Origin of the sequence: Hyalangium gracile (assembly GCF_020103725.1) — a bacterium.
Classification (GTDB): domain Bacteria; phylum Myxococcota; class Myxococcia; order Myxococcales; family Myxococcaceae; genus Hyalangium; species Hyalangium gracile.
Genome location: NZ_JAHXBG010000002.1, coordinates 618019 through 633960 on the forward strand (window position 1 = coordinate 618019; position 15942 = coordinate 633960).

The 15942-nt window shown below is 68.6% G+C and carries 15 protein-coding genes; 8 read left to right on the forward strand and 7 right to left on the reverse strand.

The window, feature by feature from the left end; genetic code table 11:
* Window positions 1–23 precede the first annotated feature (23 nt).
* The 3 genes from KY572_RS06040 to KY572_RS06050 form a co-directional block, all read right to left on the reverse strand.
* Complete coding sequence (locus tag KY572_RS06040; protein WP_263451379.1) at window positions 24–536, reverse strand: hypothetical protein; 513 nt, start codon at window positions 534–536, stop codon at window positions 24–26.
* Between the two features lie 76 nt (window positions 537–612).
* Window positions 613–1581: a porphobilinogen synthase gene (gene hemB / locus KY572_RS06045; protein WP_224241313.1), complete on the reverse strand. Its 969-nt coding sequence runs from the start codon at window positions 1579–1581 to the stop codon at window positions 613–615.
* Window positions 1582–1705: 124 nt separating this feature from the next.
* Window positions 1706–1897 carry a hypothetical protein gene (locus tag KY572_RS06050; RefSeq protein ID WP_224241314.1) on the reverse strand — a complete coding sequence of 64 codons (192 nt, stop codon included), beginning with the start codon at window positions 1895–1897 and terminating at the stop codon, window positions 1706–1708.
* Window positions 1898–2127: 230 nt separating this feature from the next.
* Between KY572_RS06050 and KY572_RS06055 the strand changes: the two genes are divergently transcribed.
* The 5 genes from KY572_RS06055 to KY572_RS06075 are packed head-to-tail and all read left to right on the forward strand — an operon-like array spanning window position 2128 to window position 6133.
* Window positions 2128–3039, forward strand: coding sequence for an ABC transporter ATP-binding protein (locus tag KY572_RS06055; protein WP_224241316.1), 912 nt, complete (start codon window positions 2128–2130; stop codon window positions 3037–3039).
* Entirely contained in the window at window positions 3036–3872 is an 837-nt protein-coding gene (locus KY572_RS06060; protein WP_224241318.1) for an ABC transporter permease subunit, read from the forward strand. Before KY572_RS06055 ends, KY572_RS06060 begins: the two co-directional genes overlap by 4 nt.
* Window positions 3872–5002, forward strand: coding sequence for a hypothetical protein (locus KY572_RS06065; RefSeq protein WP_224241320.1), 1131 nt, complete (start codon window positions 3872–3874; stop codon window positions 5000–5002). The genes KY572_RS06060 and KY572_RS06065 overlap by 1 nt, the downstream gene beginning before the upstream one ends.
* Window positions 4999–5628, forward strand: coding sequence for a 5' nucleotidase, NT5C type (locus KY572_RS06070; protein WP_224241322.1), 630 nt, complete (start codon window positions 4999–5001; stop codon window positions 5626–5628). Before KY572_RS06065 ends, KY572_RS06070 begins: the two co-directional genes overlap by 4 nt.
* A 7-nt stretch (window positions 5629–5635) precedes the next feature.
* Window positions 5636–6133 carry a YkgJ family cysteine cluster protein gene (locus KY572_RS06075; RefSeq protein ID WP_224241324.1) on the forward strand — a complete coding sequence of 166 codons (498 nt, stop codon included), beginning with the start codon at window positions 5636–5638 and terminating at the stop codon, window positions 6131–6133.
* Here the strand turns inward: KY572_RS06075 and KY572_RS06080 are convergent.
* Window positions 6076–6672, reverse strand: a complete 597-nt coding sequence (locus KY572_RS06080; RefSeq protein WP_224241325.1) for a right-handed parallel beta-helix repeat-containing protein — start codon at window positions 6670–6672, stop codon at window positions 6076–6078. The two genes, KY572_RS06075 and KY572_RS06080, sit on opposite strands and share 58 nt — an antisense overlap.
* A gap of 583 nt (window positions 6673–7255) precedes the next feature.
* Between KY572_RS06080 and KY572_RS06085 the strand changes: the two genes are divergently transcribed.
* Window positions 7256–8635, forward strand: coding sequence for a hypothetical protein (locus KY572_RS06085; RefSeq protein ID WP_224241327.1), 1380 nt, complete (start codon window positions 7256–7258; stop codon window positions 8633–8635).
* A 99-nt stretch (window positions 8636–8734) separates the two neighbouring features.
* Window positions 8735–9295 carry a hypothetical protein gene (locus KY572_RS06090; RefSeq protein WP_224241329.1) on the forward strand — a complete coding sequence of 187 codons (561 nt, stop codon included), beginning with the start codon at window positions 8735–8737 and terminating at the stop codon, window positions 9293–9295.
* 23 nt (window positions 9296–9318) lie between these two features.
* Here the strand turns inward: KY572_RS06090 and KY572_RS06095 are convergent, their stop codons facing one another.
* Window positions 9319–10590: a mechanosensitive ion channel family protein gene (locus tag KY572_RS06095; RefSeq protein WP_224241331.1), complete on the reverse strand. Its 1272-nt coding sequence runs from the start codon at window positions 10588–10590 to the stop codon at window positions 9319–9321.
* Between the two features lie 148 nt (window positions 10591–10738).
* Window positions 10739–11944 carry an MXAN_6577-like cysteine-rich protein gene (locus KY572_RS06100; RefSeq protein WP_224241333.1) on the reverse strand — a complete coding sequence of 402 codons (1206 nt, stop codon included), beginning with the start codon at window positions 11942–11944 and terminating at the stop codon, window positions 10739–10741.
* A gap of 254 nt (window positions 11945–12198) precedes the next feature.
* Between KY572_RS06100 and KY572_RS06105 the strand changes: the two genes are divergently transcribed.
* The gene (locus KY572_RS06105; protein ID WP_224241335.1) at window positions 12199–12582 is read left to right on the forward strand and encodes a hypothetical protein; all 384 of its coding nucleotides are present in this window, start codon (window positions 12199–12201) and stop codon (window positions 12580–12582) included.
* Window positions 12583–12603: 21 nt separating this feature from the next.
* On the opposite strand, the gene KY572_RS06110 is transcribed toward KY572_RS06105, so the two are convergent.
* On the reverse strand, window positions 12604–15792 hold the full coding sequence (locus KY572_RS06110; protein ID WP_224241336.1) for an amino acid adenylation domain-containing protein: 3189 nt from the start codon (window positions 15790–15792) through the stop codon (window positions 12604–12606).
* Between the last annotated feature and the right edge of the window lie 150 nt (window positions 15793–15942).

Here is a 15942-nt window from a genome sequence, read left to right on the forward strand (position 1 = left end):
CCAGGCGCGTTCGGGGACGGGGCTCACTCCTCGGGCTCCAGGATGAGACCCTTCTCGGGGGACTCGGGCTCGTCCAGGCCGGCGAGCTGGGCCAGCCGCTCGTGGGCGCTGATGGGCAGCTTCGTCGGGTAGGCGGTCCGCTTCTGGTGCACCCGGGCGTGGTCCGCCATCAGCTCCGCCGTGGCGGAGCCCGTCTCCGACAGGCGCATCAGCCGCTCGCGAGCCTCGTCGACGTCAGGCTCCACGACCTCGCCCTCGCGGGTGAAGAAGACAAAGGCCATGGCCGGGCGCTTGGAGGCCTCGCGCATGGCGAACTGCACGCCGTCCAGGTTCCAGCCCTTCGGAACCCACTCATTGAGGGTGCGCTCCAGCGAGCCCTCGTCCACCGTGGAGAGCTCGACGACCTTGTACTGGAGGGGACCGGGCGCGCGCACGACCGGGGTGTGACCCGATCCGGGGCGTTTCCCGGCTCGACGGGTACGTTCGGGCGGAGGCTTCGCCGCCTTGCGGCTGGGGCGCTTCTTCTTCGTAGGCATTGCCGTAGCGCTCACTTTGCGCGCACTGGTGGGTACGGATCAAGCGGCCCGAAGAACTTGCGGGCCCGCCTGTCGGCTACAGGAGCTTCGAGGCTTCCAGGGCGTGGTAGGTGATGATGAGGTCCGCCCCGGCGCGCTTGATGGAGGTGAGGATCTCCATCATCACGCGATCTCCATCGACCCAATTGTTTTGAGCTGCAGCCTTCACCATCGCGTACTCGCCGGACACGTTGTAGGCGACCAGGGGCAGCTCGAAGCGCTCCTTCACCCGGTGGATGATGTCCAGGTACGAGAGGGCGGGCTTGACCATGATCATGTCGGCGCCCTCGTCCACGTCCAGGCCCACTTCCTTGAGGGCCTCGCGGGCGTTGCCCGGATCCATCTGGTAGCCGCGGCGGTCGCCGAACTGGGGCGCGCTCTGGGCGGCCTCGCGGAACGGGCCGTAGAAGCCGGAGGCGTACTTGGCGGCGTAGGAGAGGATGGGCGTGTCCACCAGGCGAGACTCGTCCAGCGCCTTGCGGATGGCGGTGACGCGGCCGTCCATCATGTCCGAGGGGGCGATGATGTCCGCGCCGGCCTGGGCGCAGGTGACGGCCATCTGCGCCAGCAGCGGCAGCGTGGCGTCATTGACGACGTGCCCGCCCTCGAGCACGCCGCAGTGGCCGTGGTCGGTGTACTCGCACAGGCACACGTCCGCGATGATCTGCAGCTCGGGGACGGCGTCCTTGATGGCGCGGATGGCGCGCTGGACGATGCCGTCACGCGCGTAGCCCTGCGTGCCGCGGGCGTCCTTGGTGTCCGGGATGCCGAAGAGGATGACGGAGGGCACCCCGAGCGAGTGGGCCTGCTTCGCCTCGGCCACCGCGTGCTCGATGGAGAGGTTGAAGATGCCCGGCATGGAGCCGATGGGACGGCGCACGTCCCGGCCTTCCACGACGAAGAGCGGATAGATGAAGTCCGAAGGAGCGAGCGTCGTCTCCCGGACCATGTCCCGGAGGACGGCGGAGCGGCGCAGGCGACGGGGGCGGTGGGTGGGGAAGGCCATGGCGACGGTATAAACCGCCGGTGGCCTCGCCTTCAGCCCCCAAGTGAAGCGGCGCCCTCCTCCCGGCCGGGCGGCCAGGCAGCCGCCACCCTCCCTGCCCTGCGCTCGAGCGACGGGGCCCGGCTCAGTGCCAGGTGTGCCGCTGGGCGTCACGGGCAGCAAGCTCGGCGCGCCGCTCGGCCAGCTCCGCCTCGTGAACCGCTCGCGCATAGCGACCGTGCGCCGCGGGGGTACCCGCCTTCAGCCCCTCCTCCGCCGCCGCCAGCTCCCGACGGGCCTGCACCAGCTCCTTCTTCACGATCTCGGTCCACGACATGGCGTTCGTTCCTCCTCAGCCCTGGTCCATGCACACGGCGGACCAGCAGCCCGCATGGGTGAAAGGCGCGAAAAGTGGAGCTTCCGCACAGCAAGTGAACCCTCGTCCTGCGAACGTCGCTTCCCATAGGCGCGACGGGAGCAACGCGAGCAGGCCCACGACGCGCCTGCTCACCCGCCTGGGCTGCCGGACGGCAATCAGAGTCCGGCGGCATCGTCTAGAGTGGCACTGTGTCAGCGATTGAAGTCAGCGGGCTCCGCAAGACGTACCGGCGCGCCTTCCGGCGCACGGGGAATGACGCACTGCGGGGCGTGGACCTCACCGTGCCCGAGGGGAGTGCCTTCGGACTGATAGGCCCCAACGGCGCGGGGAAGACGACGTTCATCAAGGCCATCCTCGGCATCGTCCAGCCGACAGGGGGGACGGTGAAGGTGCTGGGGGGCTCGCCCGAGGATCCCCGCATCCGCGCGCGCATCGGCTACCTGCCCGAGCGCCTGCACCTGCCGAACTCGTGGACGGCCGTGGCGTTTCTCCACACCGTGGCGAAGCTCAAGGGCCAGCGCCCGGATGCAGCCTCGAACCTGCGCCTGCTGGAGCGCGTGGGGATCGCCCACGCGGCGAACCGGAAGATTGGTGGGTACTCCAAGGGCATGCGCCAGCGGCTGGGGCTCGCGGCGGCGCTGCTCGGCGGCCCCTCCCTGCTCGTGCTGGACGAGCCCACCGACGGCATCGATCCGCTGGGTCGCGTGGAGGTGCGCACCATCCTCCAGGAGGAGGTCCGGCGCGGCACCACGCTGTTCCTGAACTCGCACCTGCTGGCGGAGACGGAGCGGCTGTGCGATCGCGTGGCCATCCTCGCCAACGGGCTGGTGCTGCGCGAGGGACGGCTGGAGGAGCTGGCGCGCGGCGGGGCGCGGTGGGCGGTGCGCTTCGCTCCCGGCGCGGATGCGGGCGCGCTGGCGGCGGCGGGCTTCCAGGCGGGAAGCACGGAGGGGCTCTTCCACGTGGAGGCGGCGGAGCCGGCGGCGCTGAACGCGGCGCTGGACAAGGCGCGCGCGGCGGGGGCGCTGCTGGTGGAGCTCAAGCGGGACGGCCAGGACCTGGAGGCCGTGCTGGCCTCCACGATGGGAGCGGCGGCATGAGGCCCGTGTTCGGAATCGCCGGCTACGTGCTGCGCGAGGCGGCGTCGCGCAAGTTCATCATGGCCTTCCTGATCGGCATCACGCTGATCCTGATCGTGCTGTCGATGAGCCTGAAGCTCGAGGTGCTGGACGGAGCGCTGGCCGCCACGCGGCTGTTCGGCAAGTCGGTGCACACGTCCATCCGAGCGGTGGACGTGGCGCTCCGGCCGCTGTTCCAGGCGTGCTCGTACGTCGTCTTCTATGGAGGCATCCTCTTCGGCATCGTGGCGTGCTCGGACTTCGCGCCGAGCCTGATGTCGCCGGGGCGCATCGAGCACCTGCTCGCCCTGCCCCTCCAGCGCTGGCACATCCTGGCGGGCACGTTCCTGGGGGTGATGACGCTGACGCTGTGCGGGGCGCTCTACGGCGCGGGCGGGCTGCTGATCATCTTCGGGGTGAAGACGGGGTACTGGACGGCGGACCCGCTGATCTCGGCGGCGCTGGCGTGTGGGAGCTTCGCGGCGGTGTACGCGGTGATGCTCACCACGGCCACGCTGGTGCGCAGCGCGGCGCTGTGCGCGGCGGCGGGCTTCATCACCTTCGTGACCGGCATCATCGCGGGCTACCGCACCTCCATCGCCGGGGTCTTCGAGGAGGGCCCGAGCCGGCAGATCTTCAAGGGGGTGACGCTGCTGCTGCCCCGGCTGTCATCGCTGGCGGATGCGGCCGCGGATCTGGCGACCTCGCAGCCGCTGACGGTGAGCTCGCTGCAGACGCTGGTGGGCGGCGTGGTGGTGTTCGGCCTGGGAGTGCTCGCGGTGGGCTTCTGGCTCTTCGACGGAAAGGACTACTGATGAACCGGCGGCGTGGCACATGGCTGGCCTTGGCGGTGGTGCTGCTGGCGGCGGGCGCCTGGCTGATGTTCACCGGAGAGGGCGAGGAGCCGGAGCCCGAGCCGCCCAGGAAGGTGGTGTTCCCCAACCGGATGCAGAACAACCAGTGGAAGCGGGCCGACCAGCGCAGGACGCAGCTGGTCCCGATGCAGGCGGACGCGGGGGTCGCGGCCAACGACAAGCCGCGCATGAGAGATCCGCTGCTCGCCGCCCTGCCCCGGGGCAAGGGCCACTCGGCGGTGATCATCGAGGCCAATGCGCTGCGCTACTCGCCCATTGGCGAGCTGCTGCTGGACTGCCTGATGCGCGACGGAGGCAAGCGGCTGGACGACTTCCGCAAGGCCAGCGGCGTGGATCCGCTCCAGGATCTGGACCGGCTGGCCATCACGGATGACGGAGTGATGTTCTCGGGAGACTTCAGCAAGGCCCGCTTCGGAGAGATGTTCCAGGAGCGCGTGGCCGCGGACTACGGCCCCAACGCGCGGGTGTACGAGCCGGGCGCGGTCATCCTGCAGCTGGCGGATGGAGGCGTGCGGCGCGGCCGGGACGACGCGGCGTTCGGCACCTGGAACAACCAGATGCTGGTGGTGGGCGACAACCCGGAGTCGGTGAAGTCGGTGCTCGATCGGGTGCACGGCGGCGGCTCGGACGAGCCTCCCGTCCTGTCCGAAGAGGCCACGTACGGAGAGATGTACGGGGTGCTGTCGGTGGAGCAGATCGCGCGGCTGCTGCCCCCGGACCAGGCGGAGCTGGCTCAGCGCCTGAGGGAGGCGGCCGAGACCATGGAGTTCCACATGGACGCGAGCTCGGACATGGCGCTGGTGGCGCACATCAATGGTGCGGATGAGGGCAAGGTGACGGATCTGGGCAAGTCGCTGGGCGCGGCGCTGTCGGTGGCGCGGCTCAAGGCGCAGGCGGAGGGCGAAAAGGAGCTGGCGCAGATGCTGGACTTCGCGAAGGTCCAGCCGTACGGCTCGTCGTTCAAGCTGGAGCTGGCCGTGCCGCTCGAGGTCCTCAAGGAGCGCCTGGCGTTCTGCCGGGATGAGCGCAAGGCCTCGGAAGGCACGCAGGGCGCGGAGGTGAAGCCATGAAGCGCTCGGAGATGGTGGCGCTCGTCGACATGGACGGGACGCTCTGCGACTACGAGGGCGCGATGGCGCGGGAGCTAGAGAAGCTCCGCAGCCCGCACGAGCCGCCCTTGAAGATGCGGGAGAGCCACTCGGACCCCTGGCTGCGCGAGCGCGTGGAGCTCATCCGGCGTCAGCCGGGCTGGTGGGCGGGGCTGGAGCGGCTGAAGCTGGGGTTCGACGTGCTGGAGGAATTGCGCGCGCTGGAGTTCGAGCTCCACATCCTCACCAAGGGGCCGGTGCAGGCGACGAACTCGTGGGCGGAGAAGCTCCAGTGGTGCCAGCGGCACGTGCCGGACGCGCGGGTGACGGTGACGATGGACAAGGGGCTGGTCTACGGGAAGGTGCTCGTGGACGACTGGCCCGAGTACATCCAGCGCTGGCTCACCTGGCGGCCGAGGGGGCTGGTGATCATCCCCGCGCAGCCGTGGAACGAGGACTTCCACCACCCGAACGCGCTCCGCTACAACGGGAAGAACCTGGACGCCGTGAGGGCGAGCCTCCGAGCCGTCAAGGAGCGGGCCCTCACCCTGCCCCCGGAGCCGGAGCTCCCTGCGCCGGAGGATGAGGAGCCGGCGTCGGAGGGTTGAGCGTCTCATGTCTCTGTCCACCCTCTGCCAGCGCTGCGGGCTGTGCTGCGACGGGAACCTCTTCTCGACGGTGCCGCTGCGCCGGACCGAGATCGAGCCCATGGAGCGCCTGGGGCTGGCGGTGATCAAGCGGGCGGATGGCACCTCGCCCGGGTTCACGCAGCACTGCAGCGCGCTGGAGGGACGGAGCTGCAAGGTGTACGCGGAGCGCCCCGAGGCCTGCCGCCGCTACCGCTGCCTGCTGGCGACGGCCCTGGCGGAGGGAGAGGTGTCGCTGGAGGAGGCGCTGAAGGTGGTGGACGAGGCCCACGCGCACATCCACGCCGTGGAGGCCCTGCTGCCTCCGGCCCGAGCCGACTCGCCGCGCGCCGTGCTCCAGCGGGTGCGCCAGGAGGATCTCCCGGAGCACGGGGGGCCACTGCCGCCCCGGACGCAGGAGGTCTGGAATCAGGCGGAGAGCCACCTGGACCGCCACTTCCGCGGGCGCCACCGCCGAGGCGGCTGAGCCTCCAGGGAACGCGCGGGCTCAAGGCTCCACGCGGGAGCCCTGGTCCACACCGGAGAGCTGTTTCCACTGAGCGAAGTCGCGCGTCTCCTGGGCTCGGCCTTGAACAGACCTCCGGCCTCGTAGCGGTTCGCTTCCATCCGGAGCCCGGGCCGCTGCCGTCCCAGCCGGATGAGCTTCTCGGTGCGGATGACGTTGTTGCGCACGAGCAGATCGCGACTGGGAGCGCCGTTGGTCCCGAGCCCGAGCATCATCCCGTAGCCCTGGGTGTCCTCGATGGTGTTGCCCTCGAGCTGGACCTGGTTGGCGTTCTCGACGCGGATGCCGGCCCCGTCGCTCCCACCCGCGGTGGAGATGTCTCGGATGCGGTTTCCCTTCACGACGATCTCGGTGGGGTTGGCGCCGTGGGTGACGCCGCCCACCGCGATGCCCTTGCCGGCCTTGGAGATGTCGTTGTCCTCGATGCGGACCTCCTGGGCGGAGAGGTGGACGACGACGGCCTCTCCCGAGGAGGTGGCGCTCTTGCGGAAGTCGGACATGCGGTTGCGGGATGGACTCGACGCCAGAGCCACATCCGCCGAGAGCGATCGCCAGGCTGGCTGTTCCCAGCACCCACCAGAACCTGCTGCGCATGGGCTTCCTCCCCATGGGCCGAGCGAGCCCGCCCATGTATCCATGGGAGGTGGAGTGGCCCGCGGCGGTCTGTGATGACCTGGCGCGCCTCCAGGGGACAACTGGCTCGCTTAAGGTGGAAACCGTCACGGAATCCACGGAGGAGGACTGGAGATGATGAGACGGCCCCTGGTCGCAGCGCTTGCTCTGCTGGTCATCTCTCTTATTACGGCTTGCACCGCGCCATCCGCAGCCAGACGACCAGGCGGGCAATGGCAGTTAGCGGGCCATGGCTCGAACACCCTGGCCGGGGACTCATCGAGCGACGCATCTCCTTCCAACGAACCGCCATGGCGTGAGTCGGATGCCAGCGCCTGGGAACCGGCTCGGGAGCGCGAAGCCGAGCGAGCGTGGGAGATCTTGTGGAGCGTGGCAGGCCCCACGAATGTCCCTGGAGCCGAATGGACGTTCCACTTCTGGTCGTCTGGAGGGGCACTTACGCTGCTGTCGGTGCACCGCACCAAGGCAGGCGAAGGGCGGTCAAGCCCCTTCTCCCGAGAAACATTCCTCCCCCACCTCACAGGTGAACTCCCTACCCTCATCGGCACGACTGCCCGCGAAGTCACGTTCATTCTCCAACGGCAGGAGACTGGATGGAGCGCTGACCTCTCTACCTCTCTGGAGAAAGAGCCACCTCTCCACGCGAGGACGATCCCCTCCATGCGAGATGGAAGCGCCGCGGAGACGCACCGGCAGGTGCTGGATGCTTCTCGCCGTATCGCGCGGCTGATGTCCGTCCCTCGCGGTGGCCGCGCTGCACTCGTCGCTCGGGTGTCCCTGGATGACGCTCGAATTGTCGACTGGGAACCCGAGAGGTTGCACGCGTCCGGAGATGGCCTGGCCCTGTCCGCCAGCGAGAGCGAGGTCCCTCTCCTCGTCGCGGCATTGCTGCCATTCACGCGCGGTTTTGGGGAGCGGACGCTGTCCCTCTCCATGAAGGGCGAACACCGGAATGGAGAATCTCTCCCACGCTGGAGCCTCGAGGAGGCACGAGTCCTGGAACCGGCCCCTCCTCCATCAAGCGTCGCGGACATCCACCAGGAGTATCGGGCGATCCACGAGTCCATCCTCACACAGTTCCAGGAGCAGACACGTGAGTACGCCGTCCTTGCCGCGGGCTTCACCCTGGAGCAGCTCGCCTACAGCCTCGTGGGAGGACTGGCGCTCAAGGGAGGCTGGGTGTTGGTGGGAAAGGGAGCCCCCACGGTCCTCTCCTTCCTCTCCAAGGGTGGAAGGGGCGCGGTGCTCTGGTTCCGCAACCTCCTGGTGCGCACCCCTACGGCGGATCGGGAGCTGCTCGTCCGGCTGTGGATGAAGGCTGAGACCCAGGGCCTCAAGGCACTCACCGAGGTGGAGAAACAAGAGCTCCGAGCCCTCATGATCCGCATGGAGAAGGTTCTGGAGACCCCGCTGGACGACACGGCGAAGAACAGGCTCTGGGCATGGGCTCGCGAGGAGTACTTCAGCCTGTACCACCCCCAGTTCGCGAAGCTCCTGGGCGAGGCGGGCCTGAGAGCCTACGAGGTGCATCACCTCTACCCGATGCGATATGCCCACCTCTTCCCGAAGCTGGACATCAATGGCAGGGCGAACCTCGTGGGACTCCATGTGGACGTGCATCGCAGCGTCAACGCGGTCTGGCTCTCACTGGGCCGAGCCGCGCAGCGAATGAAGCCACAGGACGTCACCCAGGTCGTCGAGACCATCAATCACCACTACAGCCGCTGGTTCCACAAGGTGTACAACCCAGCCGATGCCGCTGCTCTGGCCAACGCCCAGCGAGCAGCACTCGGTGAAGTGGCCGCGCTCAAGGCTTTGCTCGTTCCGTGAGGCAGGACCCGCATGCTCTCCGAGACTCCGCTCCCTGGGCTCGACCGACTCATTGCCGTCTGCCAGCAGCAGTCGCTTCCGCTGAGCCGCTCCCTTCCCGTGGCAAATGCACCCAAGGCAGGAGACGCTGTCCTGGGAGAGCCCTTCGATCCCCAGCTCGCGGCCGTCTACCACCGCTTCGGTGCCGCCGACTTCGGTCCTCTGTCCCTCTACGGCCCTGGCTCCGAGTCGCTCGACCTCATTCCATGGAACGAGCGGCTGAGGGAACTGGATGCGGTGCAGTTCCGCTCCTCACTCATCTTCGGCAGGAAGACGGGATTCTCCCTCTACTTCGCCACTGTCCCCAGGCTGGCCACCCCTGAGGGGCTCCAGCCCGTCGTCTATATCGAGGCGGTGGATGCTCTCACCTGCGTTCCCGTGGCCTCCAGCGTCGACCGCTTCTTCGACACCTACTCCCGCTATCTCGAGCTCATGGTGGTGGACCCGGAGTACATCGCCAGCCGCCTCCCGGAGAGCGTCTTCCCGTGGAGCGTGCCGCACCTCATAGCCCACGACGAACCCCTGGTTGCCCAGGTGCGCGCGGGGGCCTTCGACTTCCTGACGCCTGACGAGGATCTTCCCCACCCGTGGGTTCAGAAGCTACGAACCGCATCCCCATAGCCGAATGTCCCTGACGTACCGGCTCACTCCTTGGGCCTGGCAACCACGACATTGCCTCCCGCCCGGCTGCCCACGGCCGTGGGCACTCCCAGCAACAGCGCGGGCTCTCCGGGCAATTGGTGGCTCGCCTCGGCTCGCATCAGCGGCAAGCCCTGAGGCTGACGCTGCAGCCATGCGATGAGCTTCTCGCGCACCAGGCAGCGCAGATCGAACGCCTTGCCCGCATCCGAGGCGCTCACCAGCGCCCTCATCAACATCGTGCGCTCGGAGAGGCCCGTCACCTGGAGCCCCTGCACCTTCCCGTCCCAGAGCCCCTGGGACTCCTGCTCGAGGATGCGCTGGAGCTCCGCGCGCATCGCCGGCACGTCCGTGCGGAAGTCCACGTAGATCTCCGCCGTGCCCAGGATCTCCGGCGACACCTTGCTCCAGTTCTGGAAGGGCTTGTCCAGGAAGTGGCTCATCGGCACCACCAGCCGCCGCAGATCCCACACCTTCACCACCACGTACGTCAGGGTGATCTCCTCGATCCATCCCCACTCGTTCTCCACGATGACGGTGTCTCCAATCCGCACCGGCTGCGTGATGGACAGCTGGATGCCCGCCAGCAGCGTGGAGATGGACTTCTGCGCCGCCAGGCCGATGACCAGCCCCGCGATGCCCGCCGACGCCAGCAGCGACACCCCCACGTTGCGCACCACCTCGAACTGGAGCAGCAGCAGCGACGCCGCGACCAGCACCACCGCGACATCCGCGATACGCCGGAGCACGGCCAGCTGCGTGCGAATCCCGCGAGCACGGCCGACATCCTCACCACTCCCCCCCTGGGCCACCTTCTGCTCCATGAAGAGCGCCGCCAGCCGCAGGAACCGCAGGAGGAACCAGGCCAGGGTCACGATCGCCACCGACCGGGCCCCGACATCCACCATGTGCTGGGCCGGAGCCGGCAGCAGCAACAGCCGCCCCCCCGCGGCCACCAGCATCACGAACAGCAGATGGCGCAGAGGCCCTCGGCCCGCGGCCATGATCTGGTCGTCCCACCCCGCCTTCGTCAGCGCCGTGGCGCGCCCCACCACGCGAAGCGCGAGCCCCTCCAGGACACGCCCGACCAGCAGGCTCACACCCACGGCCAGCGCCAGCCCCAGCCACTGCCACAGCTCCAGCACCCAGAAGGGCCGAGCCAGGAGGAAGTGAGGCAGCACCGAGTCCCCCGGGGCAGCAACAGCCCCGGCCCCCTCGCTGAGCGCGAGGGCCGGCAGGGACGACAGCAACGACATGAGCGTGAGGGATCGGCGCATTCTCGGCTTCCGGCAGATGACCGCACGGTGCCCCAGCGACTCCTGGAGGGACTCCCCCTCGACGAACCGACAGAGCACCGCACATCCAATTATTTTGAGCTCAAACAATATAGCTTCCAGGGCTCCGGGTCCAGCCCCCCCTCCGCGCTCAGAGCGGCTGACGGCCCTCGTCGCAGCGCTTCTTGCAGAGCGCCGCAGGCAGGCACGTCCCCGTACAGGGGCACATCACCTGCCCCAGGCCACACTCCGAGGAAGGGCTCGTGCGGAGACACCTCCCGTTGCGGCAGTCGAAGCCCGCACCACACGAGGTGCCGCAGCGGCCGCAGTTCGCATCGCTGGTCTGGAGGTTGACGCAGGCGCCGCCACACAGCGTCAGCCCCTGGGGGCACTGGCACGTGCCTGCCTGGCAGAGCTGGCCCGCTCCGCAGCGCCTGCCGCAGCTGCCGCAGTTCTGCTCGTCCGCCCGGGTGTCGACGCACTGACTGCCGCAGACCGTCAACGTGCCCGGGCACTGGCAGCGGCCGTTGCGGCAGACCCGGTCCGGACCACACGCCTCTCCACACCTCCCGCAGTTCCGGCTGTCCGTCTCCGTGTCGACGCACTGGCCCCCGCACAGCGTCCCTCCCCCAGGGCAGCTGGTGCGCACGCACTGCCCCGCGCGACAGTCGAACTCCGCGCCGCAGGCGTTCCCACAGCGGCCGCAGTTCTCGTCGCTGCTCTCGAGGCTGACACAGGCACCGCCGCAGAGCGCCAGGCCCTGCGTGCACTGGCAGATGCCCGCCTGGCAGCGCTGATCCGGACCACAGGTGCCGCCGCAGCGGCCACAGTTCTGGCCATCGACCTGGAGATCCACGCACTCGCCCGCGCACGAGCTCTGCCCCACCGGACACCCTGCGGGCGGAGGCTCGCCGTCACGCAGGGCGAGGAACGCCGCCACGCCGCCAGCGACCACCACGCCGACTCCCACCGCGACGAGCCACCACGGAGAGCCCCTGGCAGGCGCCGCGACAGGTGCACTCACCGACACGGAGACCGCAGGACCTTCCGCGAAGCGCTCGTCCGGCACGTCGTTGTCGGCCACCACCAGGCTGAAGGTGCGTGGGCCCGGCGCCGTCCCCGCCGGCACCTGGATCTCCACCGTGAACACCTCCGTGCTCCCGGGCGGCATGTCGCGCAGCACGGAGCCCCGCAGGCTCAGCCACTCGCCCGGCAGAGCGGACGAAGGCACGAGGCTCGCCTTCGCCCGCAGGAGACCGTCCGTCACGTTGGAGACCGTGAAGGACACTTCGCCTCGCCCGCTCGGCTCCAGGGTGATCGTGGCAGCGGGAGTGGTGATGGCGAACACTCGCGGCATGGCCGGCGCTCCTCCTGGCTGAACCGAACCAGCAAGTTAGGGAGCGCCACTCAGAGTAGAAGCTGGCCCCTGGCGCGCCGTGGACTGTCGGAACCGCCCCTGCCCCAGAGGGCAGGCGCTCCGGTGCCGCCGTCCAGGAGCGCCGCTCCCCCGGGAGGCCTCCTGCCAAGCGAGTCCGGGCCGCGATGTCGCGTGAAGAACTCTGAGCGGAAATTAGTTTGCACTCAAATCATTGAGGATAAATAGGTAGGCACGTGACTGACGCCGCTCTTTCCCAGCGGGTTCAGCGCTTCCTCATGTCGCACATCGACTCCATCGAGAAGCTGGAGGTCCTCCTCCTGCTTCGGAACGTGACGGATCGGGAGTGGACGGCATCGACGGTGGCGCTGGAGCTCCGCATCACAGAAGCCTCCGCCGCCGCCCGGCTGGCGGACCTCACGGCGAGCCGTCTGCTCGTCAGCAGCAGCGGCTCGCCCGAGGTGTACCGCTTCAGCCCAGCCTCCGCCGAGGACACGCGCTCGGTCGCGGAGTTGGCCATGACCTACTCGGAGCGGCGAGTGAGCGTCATCACCTTCATCTTCTCGAGGCCCCAGGAGCGGGTGAAGGGCTTCGCGGACGCCTTCCTCCTCAAGAAGTGAGGCGAGCCCCTGGCCGAGGAGTCACCGTGACGGAACGGCCCGGAGATAGGGGAAGGCTGGCGTCGTGAGCCGCAGCCGAGCGCGCTGGACGTTGCCGAAGTGGGGCGCAATCCCGAGCTCGGCGAAGACCTCGCCCATGACCCGGCTCCGATCGAAGCGCTCATAGAGGGCCTTCACGGAGTCCTCCGGCACGGAGGCCGGGTGGACGATCGACTTCATCGAGAGCCGGAAGCGCCCGTCCTGCCCCCGGATGTAGCTCTGCTGCATCGTGCTGGCGCGCTCGAAGGTCGTCCGCAGAAACTCGTCGTTGAGCTGCTGCTCCGACTTTCGCGGGGTCCGCGCATCCTGGCGGCGCAGGTAGAACCAGAGCATGGGCGACTTCTCGTGCATCAGCAGGTTCGACACGCGCCACCGGTCCAGGTCCGGCATGGCGTCGTAGACGCGCTGGATGTCCGGGTCGGCGAACGCCATCTCCCAGAAGATGCTCTCGGCGCGGTACTTCGCATAGAGGCTGATGCAGGGCCGCGCCAGCTCCAGGTTGCACCCGGCCGCCAGCTCGGCCAGCGAGTCCACCGTGTAGCTGTGCTCCACCGGGTTGATGAGCAGATCCGCGAAGTCCGACTCCTCCCAGTCCCGGTGGCGGCTGATGAAGCGCGCCATCGTGTTGTCGATGGCGAACCCGGCCGCCAGCCGCTTCGCCACCGGATAGTCGTTGGCCGGCAGCCCCTTCGTCATGATGCGGATCGCCTTCTGGAAGGCGCTCGTGATGGTCCGGTGGAACCGGTTGTAGACGAGCAGCTCCATCAGCCCGTCCCGCTTGAGGGCCCGCGAGAGCCGCCCCAGCGCGTGGGCCGGCTCGTAGGTGTGGTGGATCACCCCCGTGCACACGACGAAGTCGAACTGCTCCTCGTACGTCGCGTCGTTGATGCTCTCCAGCCGGAGCTCGAGGTTCTTGACGCCCAGCGCGGCGGCATTGGCCGCGCAGATCTCGATCGACTTCGTGGACAGATCCGTCCCCAGCACCCGCGCCTTCGGGAAGAGCAGCGCGGTGAGCAGCGCCTGGTTCGTTCCGCAGCCCGCCACCCAGATGGACGCATCCCGGGGCACGGCCGTGTGGCTGAAGTCCCCCACCTCCTGGCTCACCATGATCCGCTCGAACTCGGGATCCTGGAGCGTGTCGAACTTGGACGAGTTCCACGGCCAGGGGAACCGGCTGTAGAACGCGCCGACCTTCTCGTCCACGGACGTGATGGACTCCGCCAGGACGAGGTTCTCCTCGTCGCTCTTCTTCGCGGCCGCTCCGAGCGCGGGCGTCGCGTCACGAGGGAGCTCGGGCTCGGGAATGAAGCGAGGAAGAGGCTCGGCCTCGGTGCTCGCGCCCGTCGCCAGGCGGATCTGCTCGCTGCCCCGGGTCCGCTCGATGCTTCGAGCCAGCGCCGCGATGGTCCGGTTCTCGAAGATGCTGCGCATGTTCAGGTCCACCCCGAGCGCCTCGCGGATCCTCAGGATGATCTGGTTGGCCAGCAGCGAGTGGCCGCCGATCTCGAAGAAGTCGTCGTCGACGCCGATCTCCGCGAGGCCGAGCGATCCGCGCCAGATGGACGCCAGCTCCGTCTCCGTGGGGGTGCTGGGCGCGGCGGACGCGCTCCGCATGCGGCCCTTCACCTCCTCGAGTCGAGGCAGCGCCTTCGTGTCGATCTTCCCGTTGGCGGTGAGCGGCAGGCGCGGGAGGTGGACGAAGTACTGGGGGATGATCTCCTGGCTCAGCATCGTCGCCATGAAGGCGCGCAGCACGGACGAGTCGATCGCATGCTCCGCCGCGTAATAGGCCACGAGCGCGCTGGAGCCAGCATCCGTGCAGAGCAGGACCACGCTGTCATGAACCGCCAGGTGCCGGTTGAGGAGGCTCTTCAGCCCCTCGAGCTCGACACGGTGGCCGTTGAACTTGATCTGGGTGTCGTTGCGGCCCTCGAACGCCAGGACACTCCCGGGCAGCCAGCGCGCGAGATCGCCCGTCCGGTACACCACCTCGCCCTTCACGAAGGGGCTGGGAATGAAGCGCTCCTGGGTCATCCCCGGGTCGCCCAGGTAGCCCAGCGCCAGGCAGTCGCCGCCCAGGTACAGCTCGCCCGTCACCCCCTCCGCCACCGGGGACATGTAGCCATCCAGCACGTAGGCCTGGGCATTCGGCGCCGGCTGGCCGATGGGGACGAAGTCCTGGACATCCGTGCCCGGATCGAACCGGTGCACGATGCACCCCACCGTCGCCTCGGTGGGGCCGTACTCGTTGAAGATCTCCAGGTGGGAGCCGAAGCTCTCCATGGCCCGCAGCGCCAGCCGGGTCTCCAGGCTCTCGCCGCCGACGATGAGCCGCCGCACCTTGCTGCCGGGATGCTTGCGCGTGACGAGCAGCGACAGGTGGCTCGGGGTGAGCTTCACGATGTCGACGCGATTGTCCTCGATGGCGTCCATGAGCGCCGCCCCCGCCGAGGACCCCGGGTAGACGATGATCCTCCCGCCCGAGATGAGCGGGACGAAGATCGACGTCACGGTCAGATCGAAGGCCAGCGACGAGTACAGCGGGAAGGTGGCGACCTCGGAGCCCACGTAGAGCTTCCACGCCCACCACACGTAGGTGGTGAGCGCCCGGTGCGGCACGAGGACTCCCTTCGGACTCCCCGTCGTGCCCGACGTATAGATGGCGTAGGCGGCATCCTCCGGGGAGAGAGTGGCCTCCGGCTCCCTGCCCTCCTGGGGCGAGGGCTCGACCTCCGTGGGAGAGATGCACCGCACCGGGAGATCACGCAGGGGCTCGCCCAGCGATGGCTCCGTGAGGACGATGGAGGCACCGGAGTTCTCGATGACGAACCGCGTGTAGTGGAGCGGTCGCAGCGGCTCCAGGGGGACGTAGGCCGCGCCAGCCTCGAGGCACCCGAGGAGCGCGACGATGAGATCCAGCGAAGGGTTGAGGAGGATGCCGACCCGGCTTCCTGGCCCCACCCCCTGCCGCCGAAGCAGGGAGGCCAGCTGGCGAGCCCTGACGGACAGCTCCTCATAGGTGAGGCGCTCCTTGCCGGACTCCACCGCGACCGCCTCGGGAGTCCGCTGCGCTTGCTTCTCGAAGAGCTTATGAACAGGCTCGGACCTCGGGTAGTCGGCGGTCGTGGGGTTCACATCCACGGGGAAGCGCTGGAGCTCTCTCTCGGTCATCCTGATCTCGGCTTCGTGAGTGACGGACGAAAGATTAAAGCCTTGGGCGCCCCTGTCCCATGGAATCGGAGCCTCGTGGAGGAGCGGAGATGACACGGGTCGGCTCTCCCCGGAGTTCGTGGAGGCGGAGTACCGCAAGCACTTCGGGTG

What these genes read in the sequence shown, in the direction of transcription:
- KY572_RS06110 (WP_224241336.1), bottom strand. Translation starts at nt 15,792, where the DNA reads ATGACCGAGAGAGAGCTCCAGCGCTTCCCCGTGGATGTGAACCCCACG.
- KY572_RS06080 (WP_224241325.1), bottom strand. Translation starts at nt 6,672, where the DNA reads ATGTCCGACTTCCGCAAGAGCGCCACCTCCTCGGGAGAGGCCGTCGTC.
- KY572_RS06040 (WP_263451379.1), bottom strand. Translation starts at nt 536, where the DNA reads ATGCCTACGAAGAAGAAGCGCCCCAGCCGCAAGGCGGCGAAGCCTCCG.
- KY572_RS06050 (WP_224241314.1), bottom strand. Translation starts at nt 1,897, where the DNA reads ATGTCGTGGACCGAGATCGTGAAGAAGGAGCTGGTGCAGGCCCGTCGG.
- KY572_RS06070 (WP_224241322.1), top strand. Translation starts at nt 4,999, where the DNA reads ATGAAGCGCTCGGAGATGGTGGCGCTCGTCGACATGGACGGGACGCTC.
- KY572_RS06065 (WP_224241320.1), top strand. Translation starts at nt 3,872, where the DNA reads ATGAACCGGCGGCGTGGCACATGGCTGGCCTTGGCGGTGGTGCTGCTG.
- hemB (WP_224241313.1), bottom strand. Translation starts at nt 1,581, where the DNA reads ATGGCCTTCCCCACCCACCGCCCCCGTCGCCTGCGCCGCTCCGCCGTC.
- KY572_RS06100 (WP_224241333.1), bottom strand. Translation starts at nt 11,944, where the DNA reads ATGCCGCGAGTGTTCGCCATCACCACTCCCGCTGCCACGATCACCCTG.
- KY572_RS06060 (WP_224241318.1), top strand. Translation starts at nt 3,036, where the DNA reads ATGAGGCCCGTGTTCGGAATCGCCGGCTACGTGCTGCGCGAGGCGGCG.
- KY572_RS06095 (WP_224241331.1), bottom strand. Translation starts at nt 10,590, where the DNA reads ATGCGCCGATCCCTCACGCTCATGTCGTTGCTGTCGTCCCTGCCGGCC.
- KY572_RS06075 (WP_224241324.1), top strand. Translation starts at nt 5,636, where the DNA reads ATGTCTCTGTCCACCCTCTGCCAGCGCTGCGGGCTGTGCTGCGACGGG.